This window comes from Enterovibrio paralichthyis (genome assembly GCF_019209835.1).
Taxonomy (GTDB): domain Bacteria; phylum Pseudomonadota; class Gammaproteobacteria; order Enterobacterales; family Vibrionaceae; genus Enterovibrio; species Enterovibrio paralichthyis.
The window spans coordinates 217,628-233,852 of record NZ_JAHUTS010000001.1; the positions used below are offsets into that span (position 1 = coordinate 217,628).

16 protein-coding genes are annotated in these 16,225 nt (G+C 49.3%); 8 read left to right on the top strand and 8 right to left on the bottom strand.

Going from position 1 to position 16,225, the window contains the following annotated elements; translation table 11 throughout:
- Positions 1-46 precede the first annotated feature (46 nt).
- The gene (locus tag KU854_RS00930; RefSeq protein ID WP_218356866.1) at positions 47-1,753 is read left to right on the top strand and encodes an RluA family pseudouridine synthase; all 1,707 of its coding nucleotides are present in this window, start codon (positions 47-49) and stop codon (positions 1,751-1,753) included.
- A 114-nt stretch (positions 1,754-1,867) separates the two neighbouring features.
- Positions 1,868-2,269 carry a DUF1801 domain-containing protein gene (locus KU854_RS00935; protein WP_218356621.1) on the top strand — a complete coding sequence of 134 codons (402 nt, stop codon included), beginning with the start codon at positions 1,868-1,870 and terminating at the stop codon, positions 2,267-2,269.
- A gap of 85 nt (positions 2,270-2,354) precedes the next feature.
- Here KU854_RS00935 and KU854_RS00940 read toward each other — a convergent pair whose 3' ends face one another.
- From KU854_RS00940 to KU854_RS00950, 3 genes are all read right to left on the bottom strand, one after another.
- Positions 2,355-2,798: a hypothetical protein gene (locus KU854_RS00940; protein ID WP_218356622.1), complete on the bottom strand. Its 444-nt coding sequence runs from the start codon at positions 2,796-2,798 to the stop codon at positions 2,355-2,357.
- Positions 2,799-2,854: 56 nt separating this feature from the next.
- Entirely contained in the window at positions 2,855-3,556 is a 702-nt protein-coding gene (locus KU854_RS00945) for a glutathione S-transferase (protein WP_218356623.1), read from the bottom strand.
- 151 nt (positions 3,557-3,707) lie between these two features.
- Positions 3,708-3,989, bottom strand: a complete 282-nt coding sequence (locus KU854_RS00950; RefSeq protein WP_218356624.1) for a hypothetical protein — start codon at positions 3,987-3,989, stop codon at positions 3,708-3,710.
- Between the two features lie 110 nt (positions 3,990-4,099).
- Between KU854_RS00950 and KU854_RS00955 the strand changes: the two genes are divergently transcribed.
- Entirely contained in the window at positions 4,100-4,525 is a 426-nt protein-coding gene (locus KU854_RS00955; RefSeq protein WP_218356625.1) for a GFA family protein, read from the top strand.
- Positions 4,522-5,190, top strand: a complete 669-nt coding sequence (locus tag KU854_RS00960) for a glutathione S-transferase family protein (RefSeq protein ID WP_218356626.1) — start codon at positions 4,522-4,524, stop codon at positions 5,188-5,190. The genes KU854_RS00955 and KU854_RS00960 overlap by 4 nt, the downstream gene beginning before the upstream one ends.
- Before the next feature lie 15 nt (positions 5,191-5,205).
- Here the strand turns inward: KU854_RS00960 and KU854_RS00965 are convergent, their stop codons facing one another.
- Positions 5,206-5,529, bottom strand: a complete 324-nt coding sequence (locus KU854_RS00965) for a hypothetical protein (protein ID WP_218356627.1) — start codon at positions 5,527-5,529, stop codon at positions 5,206-5,208.
- A 623-nt stretch (positions 5,530-6,152) separates the two neighbouring features.
- On the opposite strand from KU854_RS00965, the gene KU854_RS00970 reads away from it, so the two are divergent.
- The gene (locus KU854_RS00970; RefSeq protein WP_218356628.1) at positions 6,153-7,142 is read left to right on the top strand and encodes a hypothetical protein; all 990 of its coding nucleotides are present in this window, start codon (positions 6,153-6,155) and stop codon (positions 7,140-7,142) included.
- A gap of 20 nt (positions 7,143-7,162) precedes the next feature.
- Here the strand turns inward: KU854_RS00970 and KU854_RS00975 are convergent, their stop codons facing one another.
- The 4 genes from KU854_RS00975 to dgcN all read right to left on the bottom strand — a co-directional run bounded on the left by KU854_RS00975 (position 7,163) and on the right by dgcN (position 11,010).
- A complete protein-coding gene (locus KU854_RS00975; RefSeq protein WP_218356629.1) occupies positions 7,163-7,630 on the bottom strand; it encodes a GNAT family N-acetyltransferase in 468 nt (155 codons plus the stop codon).
- Between the two features lie 96 nt (positions 7,631-7,726).
- A complete protein-coding gene (locus tag KU854_RS00980) occupies positions 7,727-8,860 on the bottom strand; it encodes an acyl-CoA desaturase (RefSeq protein ID WP_218356630.1) in 1,134 nt (377 codons plus the stop codon).
- A 192-nt stretch (positions 8,861-9,052) separates the two neighbouring features.
- On the bottom strand, positions 9,053-9,991 hold the full coding sequence (locus KU854_RS00985; protein WP_218356631.1) for an enolase C-terminal domain-like protein: 939 nt from the start codon (positions 9,989-9,991) through the stop codon (positions 9,053-9,055).
- Positions 9,988-11,010: an N-acetyltransferase DgcN gene (dgcN, locus tag KU854_RS00990; protein WP_218356632.1), complete on the bottom strand. Its 1,023-nt coding sequence runs from the start codon at positions 11,008-11,010 to the stop codon at positions 9,988-9,990. Before dgcN ends, KU854_RS00985 begins: the two co-directional genes overlap by 4 nt.
- 211 nt (positions 11,011-11,221) lie before the next feature.
- Here dgcN and KU854_RS00995 point away from each other — a divergent pair, with 211 nt between their 5' ends.
- The 3 genes from KU854_RS00995 to KU854_RS01005 all read left to right on the top strand — a co-directional run bounded on the left by KU854_RS00995 (position 11,222) and on the right by KU854_RS01005 (position 16,136).
- On the top strand, positions 11,222-12,118 hold the full coding sequence (locus tag KU854_RS00995; RefSeq protein ID WP_218356633.1) for a LysR family transcriptional regulator: 897 nt from the start codon (positions 11,222-11,224) through the stop codon (positions 12,116-12,118).
- 489 nt (positions 12,119-12,607) lie between these two features.
- Complete coding sequence (locus KU854_RS01000) at positions 12,608-14,191, top strand: hypothetical protein (protein ID WP_218356634.1); 1,584 nt, start codon at positions 12,608-12,610, stop codon at positions 14,189-14,191.
- Positions 14,192-14,306: 115 nt separating this feature from the next.
- The gene (locus tag KU854_RS01005; protein WP_218356635.1) at positions 14,307-16,136 is read left to right on the top strand and encodes an MOSC N-terminal beta barrel domain-containing protein; all 1,830 of its coding nucleotides are present in this window, start codon (positions 14,307-14,309) and stop codon (positions 16,134-16,136) included.
- Positions 16,137-16,225: the final 89 nt, after the last annotated feature.

Here is a 16,225-nt window from a genome sequence, read left to right on the forward strand (position 1 = left end):
AAAGGTACAATCGCGCGCCCATCGTGTCGCTGATAGAAGTTTTGCCATGCACCAACCCCACGCACTGTTTACCCATTTTAACGCCGATATTGCGCACTTAGCGTTGCCAGATGCGTTTACCTTTCCATTTTTCTATCAGCCGCACCCACTGTGTGTGATTGCCGCGCAGGAATTACAACAACATCTATTGACCCAGACAGCGTGGTTTCATGACTTTGGGCTGGAGTTGGACGCGCATCCGGAAACCCGGCAAGAAAACGACGCCCGCATGGGCAAAATGTTTGGCGTTCTCCTGGTGCGTTCTCCAAAGGGTGAGCTGGGCTATTTCAGCGCATTTTCCGGCAAAATTGCCGATCACAACCTACTGCCGCACTTTGTCCCACCAGTATTCGATATGCTGGCGGAAGAGAGCTTCTTCCCGCGCGAACTGGAAGCGATTACTGCACTCAATGCGCAGGTGAAATCCTTATCAGCGAATCCGCAAATCGACATCCTTGGCACGCAATTGCAGCACTGTTTAGTGCAATACAAAACGCTTGAGCAACAGCAACGGCAGAAGATGATTGAAGGCCGCGCTCTACGCAAGCAACAGCGCCAGCAAGCAGAAGCAAACCTGACCGGTGATGCATTGAAAGCAGTACTGGATGCGCTCGCTGTACAAAGCGTGGCAGAGAAGAACGCGCTTAAATACTTAAAGCTGGAATGGGACGGGAAAATTGCCGCCACTCAATCAGAGCTGACAGCATTAACCTCAGAAATTGAACAGGCCAAACAGCAACGCAAGGCGCTGTCCAACGTGCTCCAGAACAAGCTGTTTGAGCAATACCGTTTCCTGAACGCAAATGGCGAACAGAAGTCACTGAAAGCGATTTTTGCACCCACCACTAACCCAACACCGCCTGCCGGGGCGGGCGAATGCGCGGCACCGAAGCTTTTGCAATACGCCTACAAACACGGCTACACGCCGCTGTCAATGGCCGAATTCTGGTGGGGTGTTTCGCCGAAATCTGAAGTCCGTCAGCATCAAAAGTTCTATCCATCGTGCCACGGAAAATGTCATCCGATCCTCAGCCATATGCTGGAAGGGTTGGAGGTCGATCCAAACCCGCTGGAAAAGAACTGGGGCGAAGATAAAACGCTGGAAGTTGTGTATCAGGACGAGGCGATTGTGGTGGTCAACAAACCCGCTGGTTTGCTGTCAGTGCCGGGTAAAGCGGTGACCGATTCTGCCTATACCCGCGTCCAAGCCATGTTCCCTGATGTCGAAGGCCCGTTTGTGCTGCACCGCCTGGATATGGCGACGTCCGGCCTGTTGGTGTTCGCCCTGACACGCCGTGCGAACAAAAGTCTGCAGAAGCAGTTTATTACCCGTGGGGTAGAGAAGCGCTACCTTGCGATGGTTGAAGGCATCGTTGAACAATCAGAAGGTGAGATCAACCTGCCGATGCGCGGCGACCCGGATGACAGACCAAGACAGCTAGTTTGCTATGAACATGGCAAGCCAGCGACAACATATTGGCAATTGCTCGAAGTAAAAGACGGACGCAGTAAATTACAGATGTACCCAAAAACCGGCCGTACCCATCAACTGCGCGTGCATTGCGCGCACCATGAGGGGCTGAGCATGCCTATGGTCGGTGACACGTTATACGGCGAACCGGATTCCCGCTTGCACCTGCACGCAGAGCAACTTTCTTTTGATCATCCGTATACCAAAGAACGGATGACGTTTAGTGCGGATTGTGAGTTTTAGTCATTCGGTTTTGCCTCAAGGCTCCAGACAGTTATGGTCAAGGTGCATGTTTCTGAGGGAGACCAAGGCTAGAGGGTTTGGTTTCCCGTCATCGGCAAATAGGAATGGTTAATCATGGATAAGGATATCCAGGCAAAATTCGACAGTTACCCAGAGCCAGCAAAAACAAAACTATTGCAACTGAGGTCGTTGATCTTGAGTATTGCAGAGGCTAACAACTTCAAGGTTGAAGAGAGCCTGAAATGGGGTGAGCCCAGCTATGCGGTGAAAGGTGGCACTCCACTCAGATTTGATTGGAAGTCAAAATCACCGGAGACGATTTCTCTCTATTTTCACTGTCAAAGTCTGATGGTGGATACCCTGCGGGAGGTGATGCCTGATGTTTTCCAATACCACGGAAACAGAGAATTGACGTTTCCTTTGAATAAGCCGCTATCTGCTGCAGAGCTGAAAACCTGCATTCAGGTAGCGTTTACCTACCAAGCGCGTCGGAATCTTCCTTTACTTGGTTTGTAAGTATCAGTGTGCCAAGTCTCCTGCCAACAGCTCCCGAATTATCTTTATCGAATTGGGTAGCGATACGGTTAGGGTAAAGCCTGATTTAAAGGCGTCGGTTACGGGAATATCGAACTATCAAAACGATAAAGATGACTGGTATGGATAAAAACGCCAAGCCAACCCAAAATCCTAATCCGTTATTTTCTGCATAAGCAGCAACTATACTTTCGTAGCTACGGACAGTAACCCCATCTTTTGTTAGTTCATAGATGGTGAAATAGGAGTGACTACCAAATGGTGGTGTATGTGAGCTCGTATGGTCATATAAAACGGAAATTGTCGCTCCTGGAGTTGTCAAAGCGGAGTGAACTTCGCTTATGTGCCCACCAATGGAAGAGTAAACGAGATAAGTATCTATCCCCTTAAATTTAAACGCCAAAGTGTCATTGTATCTGCCTTTGACTTCTAACCATTCAATCTGACCATTGAGTTGGGTCAATTCTGATTTTGGCAAAACGGCACCATTGGTAAAAGACAAAATGATCATGGCGAAACCCAATATCACGCTACCTAAAAGGACTAAATGAAATCCATTGAATCTATTCAACCCTGGCGGTCTCCCGCCAACATCTCCCGAATCGATGCCTCTATTTGCCCACCGCAATAGGTTTTACCTGCACGTTGTTCATCAAGTTCCACGGCTTTGGCAAGTGAGGGTGTTTCGCCCATGCGTTTACATAGCTGGTGAACATTCGGCGCATGTTGGAGAAGGTCGCCATCAAGTTCAGGTAGGCAGCGAGTCATAGTGCCAAACAGGGCGAACACGCTGATATCCGCAAAGGTGACCTGTTCTTTGCCAATAAAACCACGCTTTACCGACTCTTCAAATACCCGCATCCATCTTGGCAGGCGTTTGGTGCGAAACTGAACCCATTCATCCCGCGTCCACATCGTTGAGCCGTTGTGGCGACAGATCTCCATCAACACGTCGTTGCAATCCATCTGTACTTTTAAACACATGGCGGTGTCATAAGGATCTGCGGGAGCGAGTCCCAACTTGCTTGCGGCGTACAAAATGATCGCGGGCGTCTGGCTGAGGTACCTTCCGGTTTCGTGTTCAAACAGAACCGGCGGGCCAGTACAGGGAATGTTCTGCTCTTCTGGCTGCTCTGCATTCATTGCTGCAATGCTTTCCCAGGTACCTGCCAGTGTCAGCGGTTCGTTTTTGTAAGCAAACTGATAGCTGATAAAGCACCCGCGAAAGGCAATCGGCCAGTAGTAAAGGGTGTATTTAGCGTCTGACATCTTTCCTCGATGACATGTCGTTATCTGGTTGATACGCTAAATAATAGGGGAGTTAACTAGGATTGTTTGGTGCAAGTGTGTGACGTATATGGAGAAATACCGTAGGAAGGGGGCTGATTGAACAAGACAAATCAGCCCACAAAGGACAGTGTTACGCAGAGATAATGTTGTTTCGCACCAATTCGCGGCGAACGCTGGTGCACATTTTCCCGAAGCGGCGGATTTCATCGAACTGTGGTGTGATACCTCGCGCCATGGCAGATTCCCAGTAGGTCAGTTCTGAATCCACCATTTCTAACAGCTTTTTAGGGCAGCCGATGCAATTGCCTTCAGGCCCACATACAAAGGTGTCTGATTCATAGAGCGGAAGTTCCTGCTTTACCTGCTCGATGATCTGTTTCATTGCGTCCATGCGAGTCGGTTTTTTACTCATGGCAATGACCCGCCTGTTATTGAGACCGGGGATTCTATTCTTCTGTTTTTGAGTTGTCGATAGGGCGCTTGGCAGGTAGCTTGGAGAGAGTCAGAAAAAGGATTGCCTCAATGAAAAACCAAACTCTGCCATTCAAAGGCCAATGTCTCTGTGGCCAAATTGCTTATGAAGTCGATCAAATCGAACCGGATATGGGACACTGCCATTGCTCGATGTGCCGGAAATTTCACGGCTCTGCATTCGCAACATTTGGCGAAGCCAAAGCGGAAAACTTCCGATTCACCAAAGGTGCTGACAAGTTGAAGGTTTACGAAGCTGAGAACGGTACCAAACGGACATTCTGCGAAAACTGTGGTTCCAGCCTGTTGTTTGAAGCTTCGGACAGCACAGGGAAATTGGTGGAATTCACCTTGGGTACATTGGAAAGCCCGATCCCTTTAAAGCCAGATGCCCACATCTTCACCAAATTCAAAGCCCAGTGGTATGAGATCACCGATGATTTACCCCAGTTTGATGAGGGTAGGGAATCAGTATGAAGGGCAACGCGCCGAAATACCGGCTTTTCTACTACCCAAACAACGCCAGCCTGGCACCCCATTTTCTATTGCATCATATGCGGCTGGATTACGAATTGGTGCTGGTGGATAAAAAGGGGAATGGGCAAAAGTCGCAAGCGTATTTAAAGCTCAATCCGGCTGGGCGTATTCCAACGCTGGTTGCGGACGGTTTACCCATATTCGAAAGCTCGGCTATCTGTATCCACCTGTGTGAAAGCCATCCTGAACATCAGCTTATTCCCCGATTGGGTAGCCCGTTAAGACCGCAGTTTTTCCAGTGGATGGCGTATTTGAATAACACACTGCAGGCAGAGTTGATGATTCGGTATTACCCACAAAGGCACACGACGGAAGAATTGGCCTGTGACAGTATCAGAGCCGCCCAGGAGGAACGGATCGCAGATGTCTTGTCGATCATTGATGCGCAGTTGAAAGGAAAGCAATACCTGTTGGGTGATACGTTAACCGCCTGCGATTATTTCCTGTTTATGTTGGCGGGATGGTCGATGCCCATGAAGACATCTCCAATGTCGTTTGATTCGCTAAGCGACTATCTGGACAGATTAAGTCACCTTTCGACGATTGAGGCTGTTTGTGGCGTTGAAGAAATTGATCTGGAGGCGTTTCGCCAACCTGCGATTTGAACGTGATGAAGTCACTCAAAACAGGTTCATCTGTTTTGCGTGGTGAGATTTGATATCGAAAGGGGATTCCACATCCTGAAAATACGCCACCCAGGCGTTGTTGCTGCGGGGAAACTCGCGATGTAACGTCTTCTTTGCCTGCTTCTTGATTCTTACCGCATCACCAAGGTAATTCTCGTTCTTAAAGCCATTCTCAATAATCTGGAATTCATTGGGCGCGATACAGTAAAGGATGAATCCCCGATCTTTCTTGTAAGTTTTGAACTGAACAGCCTCTTTGGGGCTCATAGTGCCAATCAGTTTGTCGATCAGCGGCAGAACATGGGAGAGATGAATCATGCTGGATAACTTTCGAGGTTACGTCCAATAAGCCTAGGTGCTGCATTTTTCAGGTAAATGCCAAAGATGGGAATAGCCCAATTCAAGAGAAGACTCCGTTCTCCACACTCTGCAACTGAAGTAAAACGAATCAAATATGAGACAAAAAGCGCAATAATTTTTTACGCTTTTTCGTCTTTCTGGATTTCATTACAACTGAAATCTCATAAATGATTTGGATGTATCAGATATTTCATTCATTACATATCAAACTAAATTCACTTCCTTGTCATGAATGCAAGTTTTAAAAGTTTGTGTGGTTTTGATTTTTTGCTTGGTTTTGGAGTGCATGATTTAAAGAATTGTAACCACCAGCTTTGTTATTCAAATTCTACTAATTTAACGACGTATTATTTAGTATTTTCTTACTTGCTAAAGTTCATTGTGTTGAGCTCTAATCAGTAGATCTTGCCATTCAGGTTAAGTGTTAGTTTGCAACCGACTTTTTCTAACCAATTAGTCTTATGTGGAGTGGAATAAATTGTATTAGTCTCATTTTTGAAGTCGGATCTGTTCTGTTTGACTGGTTATTTAGCATTGCTGCTGCCGATGGAGGCAAGAAATAAATCAAAAGGAATGTTTCAATGAAACTAATAAACACAGTGATTATTGGTGGTATTTTCGCCAGTTTTAATGCTTTGGCCATTGACTGTGACTCTCTGGAAAAAGTAACAGTTTTTACTGATTCTCAGGTTACTGGATTCCAGTCGGGTCCTGAGAACGGCTTTGCTGAACGCCAAGTCCTGTTCCCCCAAACTTACATTGGCCATGTCACCAAAATTTGTGTTCCGGCGAATACCGTTGTAACGACGTTTAGTGGGAACTCTGATGCACTTACCGTAAGTGGAACTTATGGGAATGAAAGCGAGGCCATAGAAATTTCAGGTGATGGTATCGCCGATATCACAGCGATGTCTTTCCGCTATAACGTGAATGGCGTCCGTTATTGGAAGTACAATGACGAAGCTGATGACGGTGACTTATTCCTTTACCATAACCCTCACACCCGTGAAGCCGAACTTTTTCAGGCAAAACATGAAGGCGGGTATTGGTATTTCCCAACTAACCAGAGCTCAAATGCAGATTGGCAGTTTGTAGGCATTGAGAAACAGATCCCGGTGACTATCGCCTTGTCTGAACATCAACTTGAAGCGCAGCGCCGGGCAGTTCAAGCACAGGTGTCACCAGAGCGCGTAGAACAAGAAATTTATGACTCGTCATCCTACAGCAAATTTGAACTAACAAATGGCCATACCGGATGGGGAAATTATGGCTTTACCATCAATTTTAAATTTGAGCCGTTAGAGGATGGCTCACAACCTGAAAGCGTAGCTTTTCATGAATACGCAATTAGAAGTGTATTTTCACCAACACCAGGTGAAGATCCTCGTCTGATTGATTTCTCCGATTTTGAGCAAACAGAAGCAATCAGCTTTGAAACCGGCAGAGAGCATCATCTCGGCGCGAATGCTGCGATGAGTATTGGCGACACAATGCAGGTTGTGGCTTATATCCGTTACTCTAACGGTACAACGAAAATTGCGCGAAGCAACAGCATTACGCTTCAACGCTAACTGCAAAACCCAATCGGCAACTATGCCGATTGGGTTTCCATTATGTAATTTTGTAATAACGCGTCGCGAACTTCGATTTGCTGCGCTGTTATCACTTTAAATCCCATCGCTTCGAAAAATGGTTTAGCGGTAATGCTGACATGAGAGTAATACCGGCTGATCCCTTGCTTATCGCCTTCTTCGAATAGGGCATTCATCAAAGCCCGGCCAACGCCCTTTCCCTGATGTTGATGATGAGTAAAGAAGTGATCAATCAGGCCATCTGGCTGTAAGTCGGTATAACCGACAATTTCGCCGTCGATTTCTGCCACAAAAGGGTTCAGTGCACGGATTTTTTGCTTCCAAACCTCGGCGTCAAAGTTGTCTGGTGCCCAAGCTTCGACCTGCTCGGTTGAATAGTCACGAATATTGATGTGGCGGACGGTATGAAAGAACAATTGCCAGAGCTTGGGCTCATCGCCCACTTGATATCGACGGATGGTGATCATTGAAAACTTCCTGTATGCGCGGCTGGTTAGTTTCAACGAAATGGGAACAATAAAAAAGGGCAGATTGTTCTGCCCTTTGGTTTTCAGTTTGCGATGTTACGCATAGGAGGCGGTGAGTGTCGCCCAGCTGCGTTTTTGCTGTTTGAAATCGGTTTTCAGAATCTGCAGCTGTTGTACCAGAATCGCCTTCTCGTACTTTTTCAGCAGGTTCTTTTTCTTCAAATCAATTAATCGCATTTTCGCTTCGTAGTAATCGCTCATTCGTGCAACCAGCGCATCATACTCTTGCTCGATGATCTGCAGGCGGTGCGCCGTGTTTGGTGACACACTCAAACGTGCCTGGATGTTTTTCAGCATCATGGTTGCACGCGCTTTTTCGATGCGATCTTCAGGCACCACCCGGAGTTTAGTTGTCAGGCCCATCCAGCTGCTCGCTTTGATCAGCCATTTGGTAGGGTCGAATTGCCACCAGTAGATGCCGTTTCGGTAATCGTTCTCAAAGATGTGGTGAAAATTGTGGTAGCCCTCACCAAAGGTGAACAGTGCCAAAATGCCATTGTCACGCGCCGTGTTTTTCTCGGTGTATGGCTGGCTACCCCAGATGTGCGCCAGAGAATTGATGAAGAACGTACAGTGGTGGTTTATCACTAGGCGGGTAAAGCCAATCAGAATGATCGCGCCCCAGAAATCGCCGTGGATCAAACCAAACGCGATAGGAATACCGAAGTTGGTTGCCAGAACCAATGGCAGATAATACTTGTGCTGCCACATGACGATTGTGTCTTTTTGTAGATCGCGGCAGTTGCTGTAATCGGAATAGCGGTGTTTTTGATATTCACGCAACATCCAACCGATATGGGAGTACCAGAATCCACGTTTAGCGGAATAAGGGTCGATATCGTTGTTGTCTACATGGCGGTGGTGAATACGGTGGTCGGAAGACCAGTGGAGAATACTGTTTTGCAGGGCAAATGCGCCGCCCAAAGCAAAAATCATTTTTAGAACAGGGTGGGCTTCGTAAGTTTTGTGGGACCAAAGGCGGTGATAGCCTGCAGTAATTGAAAGCCCTGCAAAACTGAATGCTGCAACGAACATGGCGATTTGCGCCCAGTCAAATCCATGGTAGTAGGCCCATAGCGGCGTACCAATGGCCGCGACAGCGAAAGTGATGACGAATACCGATACGTTTAACCATATGATCGGCGGTTTGTTTGTATTTTTCGATTCCATTTTTAAATACCGCAAAATCCAGCGTACACATGTACGCTAGAATAGGGGCGACCTGTAAAGTGGTCAAGATAGCCATTAACACTTTGTCGCAATTTTGTTGGCTACATCGTTATTATCTGCGCACAAATAGCAAAGGGGTGAAACAGCGCCACGCCGTTTCACCCCTTTTTCGAACCCGCAGACCTGGCCGATTTATTCGATCAATATGGTGCCATTTTCATAAGCCAACCCATTCTCAACATCATCTTTAATAAGGAATGCGCCGTCTAAATCGACCAAAATAGCGGTCGCCGCAACAGGCAGTGCGGCGCGCATGGCGATAGAGCTGCCGAGCATACAACCGACCATCACTTGCATCCCTGCCGAACGTGCTGCTTGTTCTAACGCAAAGGCGCCGGTTAAACCGCCTGTTTTGTCCAATTTAATATTCACCATTTGGTATTTGCCCACCAGCGCACCCACATCATCCGCAGTGTGGCAACTTTCATCGGCACAGATCGGGATGGGGCTTTGCAATTCCAGCAGGGCATCGTCATCGCCAGTAGGGAATGGCTGTTCGATCATTGCGATGTTCAATGGCGCGATAGCCTTGATAGTGCCTGCAATGTCGATATTTCCCCATGCTTCATTGGCATCAACAATTAAGGTGGCTTCCGGTGCGGCAGCGCGCACCGCCATTAACCGCTCAACAACTTGCTCTCCGTTGAGTTTGACTTTGATAAGCCCCGCGCCTTGGGCGACATATTGCGCGGCTTCATCTGCCATTGCTTCTGGCTCAGCAATGGAAACTGTCATGGCTGTCTGGATTTTGGCGGGCAATGAAAAGTTGTACGGAAACGTCGCTTGTTCAATCGCCCAAAGGGCGCAATCCAGAGCGTTTCTTGCCGCACCCGGTGGCAGCAGATTTTGCAACTGCATGCGATCGAACGTCTTGCCGTTGACGGATTCAATCTGTGCCTGGACGCTCTCAAAACTTTCGCCATAGCGGCTGGTCGGGGAACATTCCCCGACACCGGTTTTACCATCCTTTTCTATCGTCACCTGCAGCACATCAGCTTTGGTTCTGCTGCTGCGCGAGATAGTGAAAGGGCGCTTCAGGGTATAGGAGACTATTTCCGCGGTGATTTTCATTCAACCTGTTCCTCAAATACATCGATCAAGTTGTCGATGATATTGGCAACGCCAAAGCGCACCGGATCTGTCGCGGGCAGGCCGTAGGTGGTTTCCATCTCCCGCAGGTATGCTTTCGCGTCTTCTTCGCTAAGCATAGACGTGTTGATCGCCATGCCGACAAAGCGCGGATTGGGATTGGTCAACGATGCCAGTTTCAGGCTCAGGTCGATGATGTCCTGCAAGGTTGGAATTGGCATGTGTGGCATGTGGCGAATATGCTCGCGGTTAGCTTCGTGGCACAGCACCAATGCATCCGGTTGTGAGCCATGCAACAGGCCAAGTGTCACGCCAGAAAACGCAGGGTTAAGCAGCGAACCTTGGCCTTCCACCAATTGCCATTCATCAGGCGGGCAGTCGGGTGACAAGGCTTCGGTCGCGCCTGCGATAAAATCGGAAATCACTGCATCCACTGCAATGCCTTTCCCTGCTACCAGGATACCTGTCTGGCCGGTGGCGCAGAAAGTCGCCTTGAGGTTTCTGGATTGCATTTCGCGCTCAAGCGCCAGCGTGGTGAACATCTTGCCGACAGAACAGTCGGTGCCAATGGTAAGCAGTCGTTTGCCTGAGCGCTTTTTGCCGTTGCCAACATCCAGCTTTTCTTTGTAGTGGCGAAGATCAAACAGTGATACACCGGTTTTTTTCGCTGCTTCTGCAATTGCTGGAATATCCGAAAGGCGCTGGTGAAGACCGGACGCTACATGCATGCCACGCTCGATAGCATCGACAATCATAGGGATCCAGTGCTCAGCCAAAACCCCACCCGCATTGGCGGTGCCCAGTACAAATGTCTTTGCCCCTTTTTCCACGGCGGTTTCAATGTCCATTTCGGGTAAACCCAATGATGGTACATCGTCATTAAGTCGGAGCTGGCCCAGGCATTTCTCCGGGCGCCAGTAATGCACACCACGGGCGGTTTTGATAGCAAGAGGGTCTTTGGTTTCACCCAGCATCAGCAGGTAAGGGGCAGGAATGTTCATGGCTCTCCTTGATGGAATCTGTTGTCTGTCCGTATTCGAGTGTTTTCACTATAGAAGTGAAGGCGCAGGCTGATAAATGCTGTTTGCACCTTGCCGATGCCGAATGGTTATCAAAATCCCTAATAAGTGTGATCAATAAGTCATTCTGGTTTTTCGCTGGCTATAAAATGCCAATGATTGAAGGAAGGATACGAAAAGGCGGGATGCTTGAATGCTCAACATTGAAAGTAAATGGCTGGAAGATTTTCTTGCACTGGCCGATACACGAAACTTTTCAACGGCCGCAGCGCTTCGGAATATCACTCAACCCGCATTCAGCCGCCGCATCCGAATGCTGGAACAATCAGTTGGTGCGGAGTTGATTGACCGTACCCAAACACCGGTGGCATTGACGGCGAGCGGCAGGATTTTCCGTGTAACGGCGAGAACGCTGGTTAACCAGATTGAGGAAGGGATCGGCCAGATCTCGGCACTTCATTACACGGATGGCAGTGTGGTGCGTATCGCTTCTGCCCATTCACTGGCACTCGATATGACCCAGGCTATCCAGCACTCTTTTTCTGCTGAATACCGCCCGATGCTTAGCGTGGAGGCGATGAATGTGGATGAAGCCGTTGAAGCGCTGCAACAGGGCGAGTGCGATATCCTGCTGGCTTTTGATAATGAACATCTGAAACTACCGCCGTTCGAACATATTTTGGTCGGCAATGCGGATTTGCTCCCGGTGTCAGGCGTTGATGGTGAAGGGGAGCCTTACTTTAGGCTTTGCGAAGATACGCCCACACCCTGGCTTGCCTACAGTCCGTCTTCCTACATGGGGCGACAAACCGCGACGTTGCGTCAGTCAGTGAACCTTACGCCGGTTTTCTTTTCCTCTATGGTCGAAATGCTCAAGCAACAGACGCTACTTGGTCAGGGCGTGGCCTGGTTGCCTGATTTTGCAGTTGGGGACGAGCTGGCGCAGGGGAGGCTCTGTGTGGTAGGGAACCGGGGTCTTATCCGACAGGTTTCTTACTACGCCTATAGATACCAATCACGGCTTCATCCGACAGGAGAAAAAGTGTGGTCGGTACTGAAAAAAATTGCGGCTGATAACCTCTTAAACTAGCTGCAAAAATCCCCTCATTACGCGATCTGATACTCAAATAAATGTGACAGGTGCTATATTTTTGGAACGCGCTGCCGATAACCATAACAACAAAACAAACCTAGGGTCTGTTGACCTTTGATGATGATTTTTGCAGCAGTTTGTGGGGATTTTATGCAAGGCAGAGGCTTCGATGTGTAGCTAGCCTACATGAGAAGCCGATAACACAGCAGAAATTCCCCACAAACGCTGCCCGAAGGGTTCTGCCCTAAGCGTTTTATGCTTTGTTGAGGTGTATTTGCTTAGAATAACTAGGCGGCACACACCTCGCCGCGCCTAAAACGCTTATGGCTAGAACAAAATTTAACCACCAAAGGTCAACAGACCCTAGACAGCTGCTTTTCTTTTTGAGTACGTGGCATCAATACAGATGGTGTTTAGCACTGTTTGGGGGGACGACTTCTCTGCGATATGGGGATAACGCAAGGAGTCATTGACGCTGGGGGTGTCATGTCGTTGAAAGAACCAATCCCAAATTTCGTCAAAGCCATGGGGCACCGTGTTATCGGCTACATCCTGAATGTGTCCGAGCCTGTCGCGCGTCAGGTGTTCCTGCATCAGGCCAAACTCAATCCCAAGCAGAAAGAGACTCTTGCTTCCTACATTCAATTGTGCAGACAAATGCGTGCTGCTGCGGTATCGCAGGGCGATATCGAGCAGTCTTTTTTCCACCGTCTTCCCCATGTGCTGCAAAACGGCCAGCACATGTTTACTGTCTGGCGTCGCCACAATGGCGGCGCAATGCCTGACATAAATGCAAGTGATCCGCTGGCACGAAACCTTGCCCATGTCGCGGCCGAGCTGTACCCGCTGTTTCTGATCAAAGCAGGTGCAAGATCACACCTGTTTTACCGGGCATCGGGATATTTAACCGCAGCCGTTGCTCATCTTCCCGGTAACAAAGCACTTTACCGCAGCTTCACAGAGGATCCGTCGTTCGAACGGGTTTTTGAAACTATCGGCAATGCGCCAAGCGAAACATTCGGCCACTATGCCGACTCAAACGGCAAACGCGGCGTTATCACACTGGCTTCGCTGCCTTCGGCGCTGTTGATCAATAGTTATGACTTGATGCGCGTGCGCGGGCCGATATCACCGGAAATCTTTGTCGAAACCGTACTGGAAATGCTCGAAATTGCACGAAGCGTGGCAGATGGCGAAGTGGCACATATTCCCCTGTTTGTGGGCTTTCGAAACGCCGCGCTGGTGGACTTCGATCAACTGGATACCAAATGGGGCATGCTGCGCCGGTATACCCCCGCCATTGCTGAATATGTGTTGCAATTGCCCAGCCAGATGGCAAAACGCAAAGACAGCGGCTTTATGCTGGAGTCCGGTTACGCCTATGCGATTAACGTCGGGGATTTGCTCGACGATGACGACTGGCCGGATGAAGTGATGGAGGCCGATAACGAAAAGGTCGCCACCGAATTGAACATCACTCTTTGTATGGCCATGTGCTTCCTGAACCAAACGCCGCCGTTTGTTGCGCCGGAATGGGCGTGGCATATCGATCCCTTCTCGCTGGAAGGAGCGAAAGCCCAGCTTGATACGGTGCGCGAAGCTGACGAGCCGGTTTGCGTCACCAATCAGGTTTTGGATGATCTGGAAAACTGGAGCCTGCTGCTGGAAGACACAGATTCAACAGGCATCCGCCTAGCGTTTGGTCGCCTGTTCAGTGCAGCGCGCCAGCCGGAACGCCTCGACGGGTTACTGGATGCTATTGTGGCACTGCGAAATATTTTCGCCGCCGGTGCCAATGCGGACAAAGTGCCGGATGCTGTCGGTGTGCTTATCACAAAAGATGCCCGGGAAGCTTTTGAACTTGCCAAAACGCTGGCTGAGGATTGGGACATGATCCTTTCCGGTGAGGCGTGGTGGGACAGCGAAGAGATCCGTGAAAAGACCACGGCCTGTATGTCACTCTGCCTGACCTGCTTACACCACCTTTACCTCAAATTCCCCGCCATGGTGAGTGACCCATACCGACTGGAGCGCATTATTGCCTGCAACGGCAAAAGCATCGCCTGTTAGTTGAACGAAATTTAGGTTACGCATTTCTCTTTGTGAACAGTTTCTTGCAGATTTGATAAGGCGTTTGGGTACAATGAAGCCTAATTAAATAAAGAAAAATAAACAGGGAGTGAGTGTGGGAAGCAAAGTCAGCCAAATTACTATCTTTCCGGTGAAATCTGCCGGCGGAATTTCTCTTTCAAATGCCTGGGTCGAAAAAGTCGGCCTGAGCTTCGATCGCCGTTTTATGGTCACCGACAGCACAGGGAAAATGGTCACTGGCCGCACTGAGCCAAAACTGACCGAAGTCTCTGTTTCCCTCCAAGCCAATGGCATTACCCTGACACATCCAACAATGTCACCGCTGGTGTTGAAGTATGCGCAGTTTTCCATGAGTGAAACTGCCACCGGCGTCTGGAAAGATGAGTTTCTGGGTTTCGCCACAACGTCGACGGCCAATGCTTGGTTCAGTCACCTTCTCGGCGGTAACAAACAGCTGCTGTTTACCGGTGAAGAGTCGTCGCCACGCTATTCCCAGAGTGCCGACACCCAAGTGAGTTTTGCTGACGGCTATCCTTTGCTGCTGATCTCTGAAGCGTCGTTGGAGGCGCTGAATGAGCGTTCTCCGGACAAACACAGCATGGATCAGTTCCGCACCAATATCGTTGCGCGTGGTTGTGGTGCGTTTGAGGAAGATACCTGGGACAAAATCCGTATTGGTGGCGTTACGTTTAAACTGGATCGCCCATGCAGCCGCTGTGTGTTCACCACGCTGGATTTGGAAAGCGGCCGTTTCCGTCCCAATGGTGAACCTATCACGACCCTGAGCCAGTTCCGTACTGACGGGCAGGGCAATGTGAACTTCGGGATGAACCTTATTGCGCTCAACGAAGGCATTATCTCAACCGATGATGAGATTGAAGTGTTAGCTTACCGTGAGCCTGAGCGCTACGAAGACCACACGACGCCTAAGCTCAACCTCAAGTGCAGCGACATTGAGCCAGTAGCGCGTGATTTCAGCACCTTCTGGTTCACCAGCAAACAGGGAACGTTACCTACCTACAAGGCAGGTCAGCATCTGCCCATTGAGCTTGATATCGACGGTGAACGTGTTCAGCGCCGCTATACCTTGTCGTCATCGCCAACCCGCCCGGAACTGCTTTCAATTACCGTGAAGCGCGTGGAAGGCGGCACCGTATCTAATTGGCTGCACGACAATATGACGGTAGGCGGTGTTATTAAAGCGCAGCAACCGGATGGGCAATTCCACCTCAGTGAAGATAGCGCGAAGCGCCAGTCCCTGTTATTGCTTTCAGGTGGCAGTGGTATCACCCCAATGATTTCCATGCTGCGTGCCTTGTCCGATAACGATGACGTCGGGGACGTGGTTTTCTTCCATCAATGCCGAAGCGAAGAAGACATTCCATTTGCCGAAGAGCTGAATGCATTGAAAGAAAAACATGCCGGGCTGCAAATCTACACGCTACTGAGCCAACCTTCTGAAGCGTGGCAGGGTATGTCAGGACGGTTGAGTCAGGAACATTTGGCCTTGATCCCGAAGCTGGCACAACGTGAAGTGTTTGTCTGTGGGCCTGAAGGCTTTATGGACTCGGCGCTGAATCTGCTCTCCTTGCTGGGCGTGCCGGAAAATCAGTGTCACCAGGAGTTTTTCTCGCCACCAGTCTCCGGGGTTGATGCCCCGCCAATGGAAGTGAATATTACGGTTGAAGGAGAGTACGTTCGGGGTGACAACCAACGTCCGATCCTGATTCAGGCTGAAGAGTCTGGCGTGTTCATCGACTACAGTTGTCGCGCCGGCGTTTGTGGTTGCTGCAAGATGCGACTTCTGGAAGGGGAAGTACATCAACCGGATATGCCAGCCCTGTTCCCGGGCGAAAAAGAAGAGGGTTTGGTGTTGGCCTGTTGCTGTGTGCCGAAAAGTGATGTGGTATTGACTAAAGCCTGACCAAACAGTCGGAATGCAAAGGATTTTTTCCTATTACTAACAAAACACAGCACACGATTGCGCTATGATTACAAATACTCAGACACCCG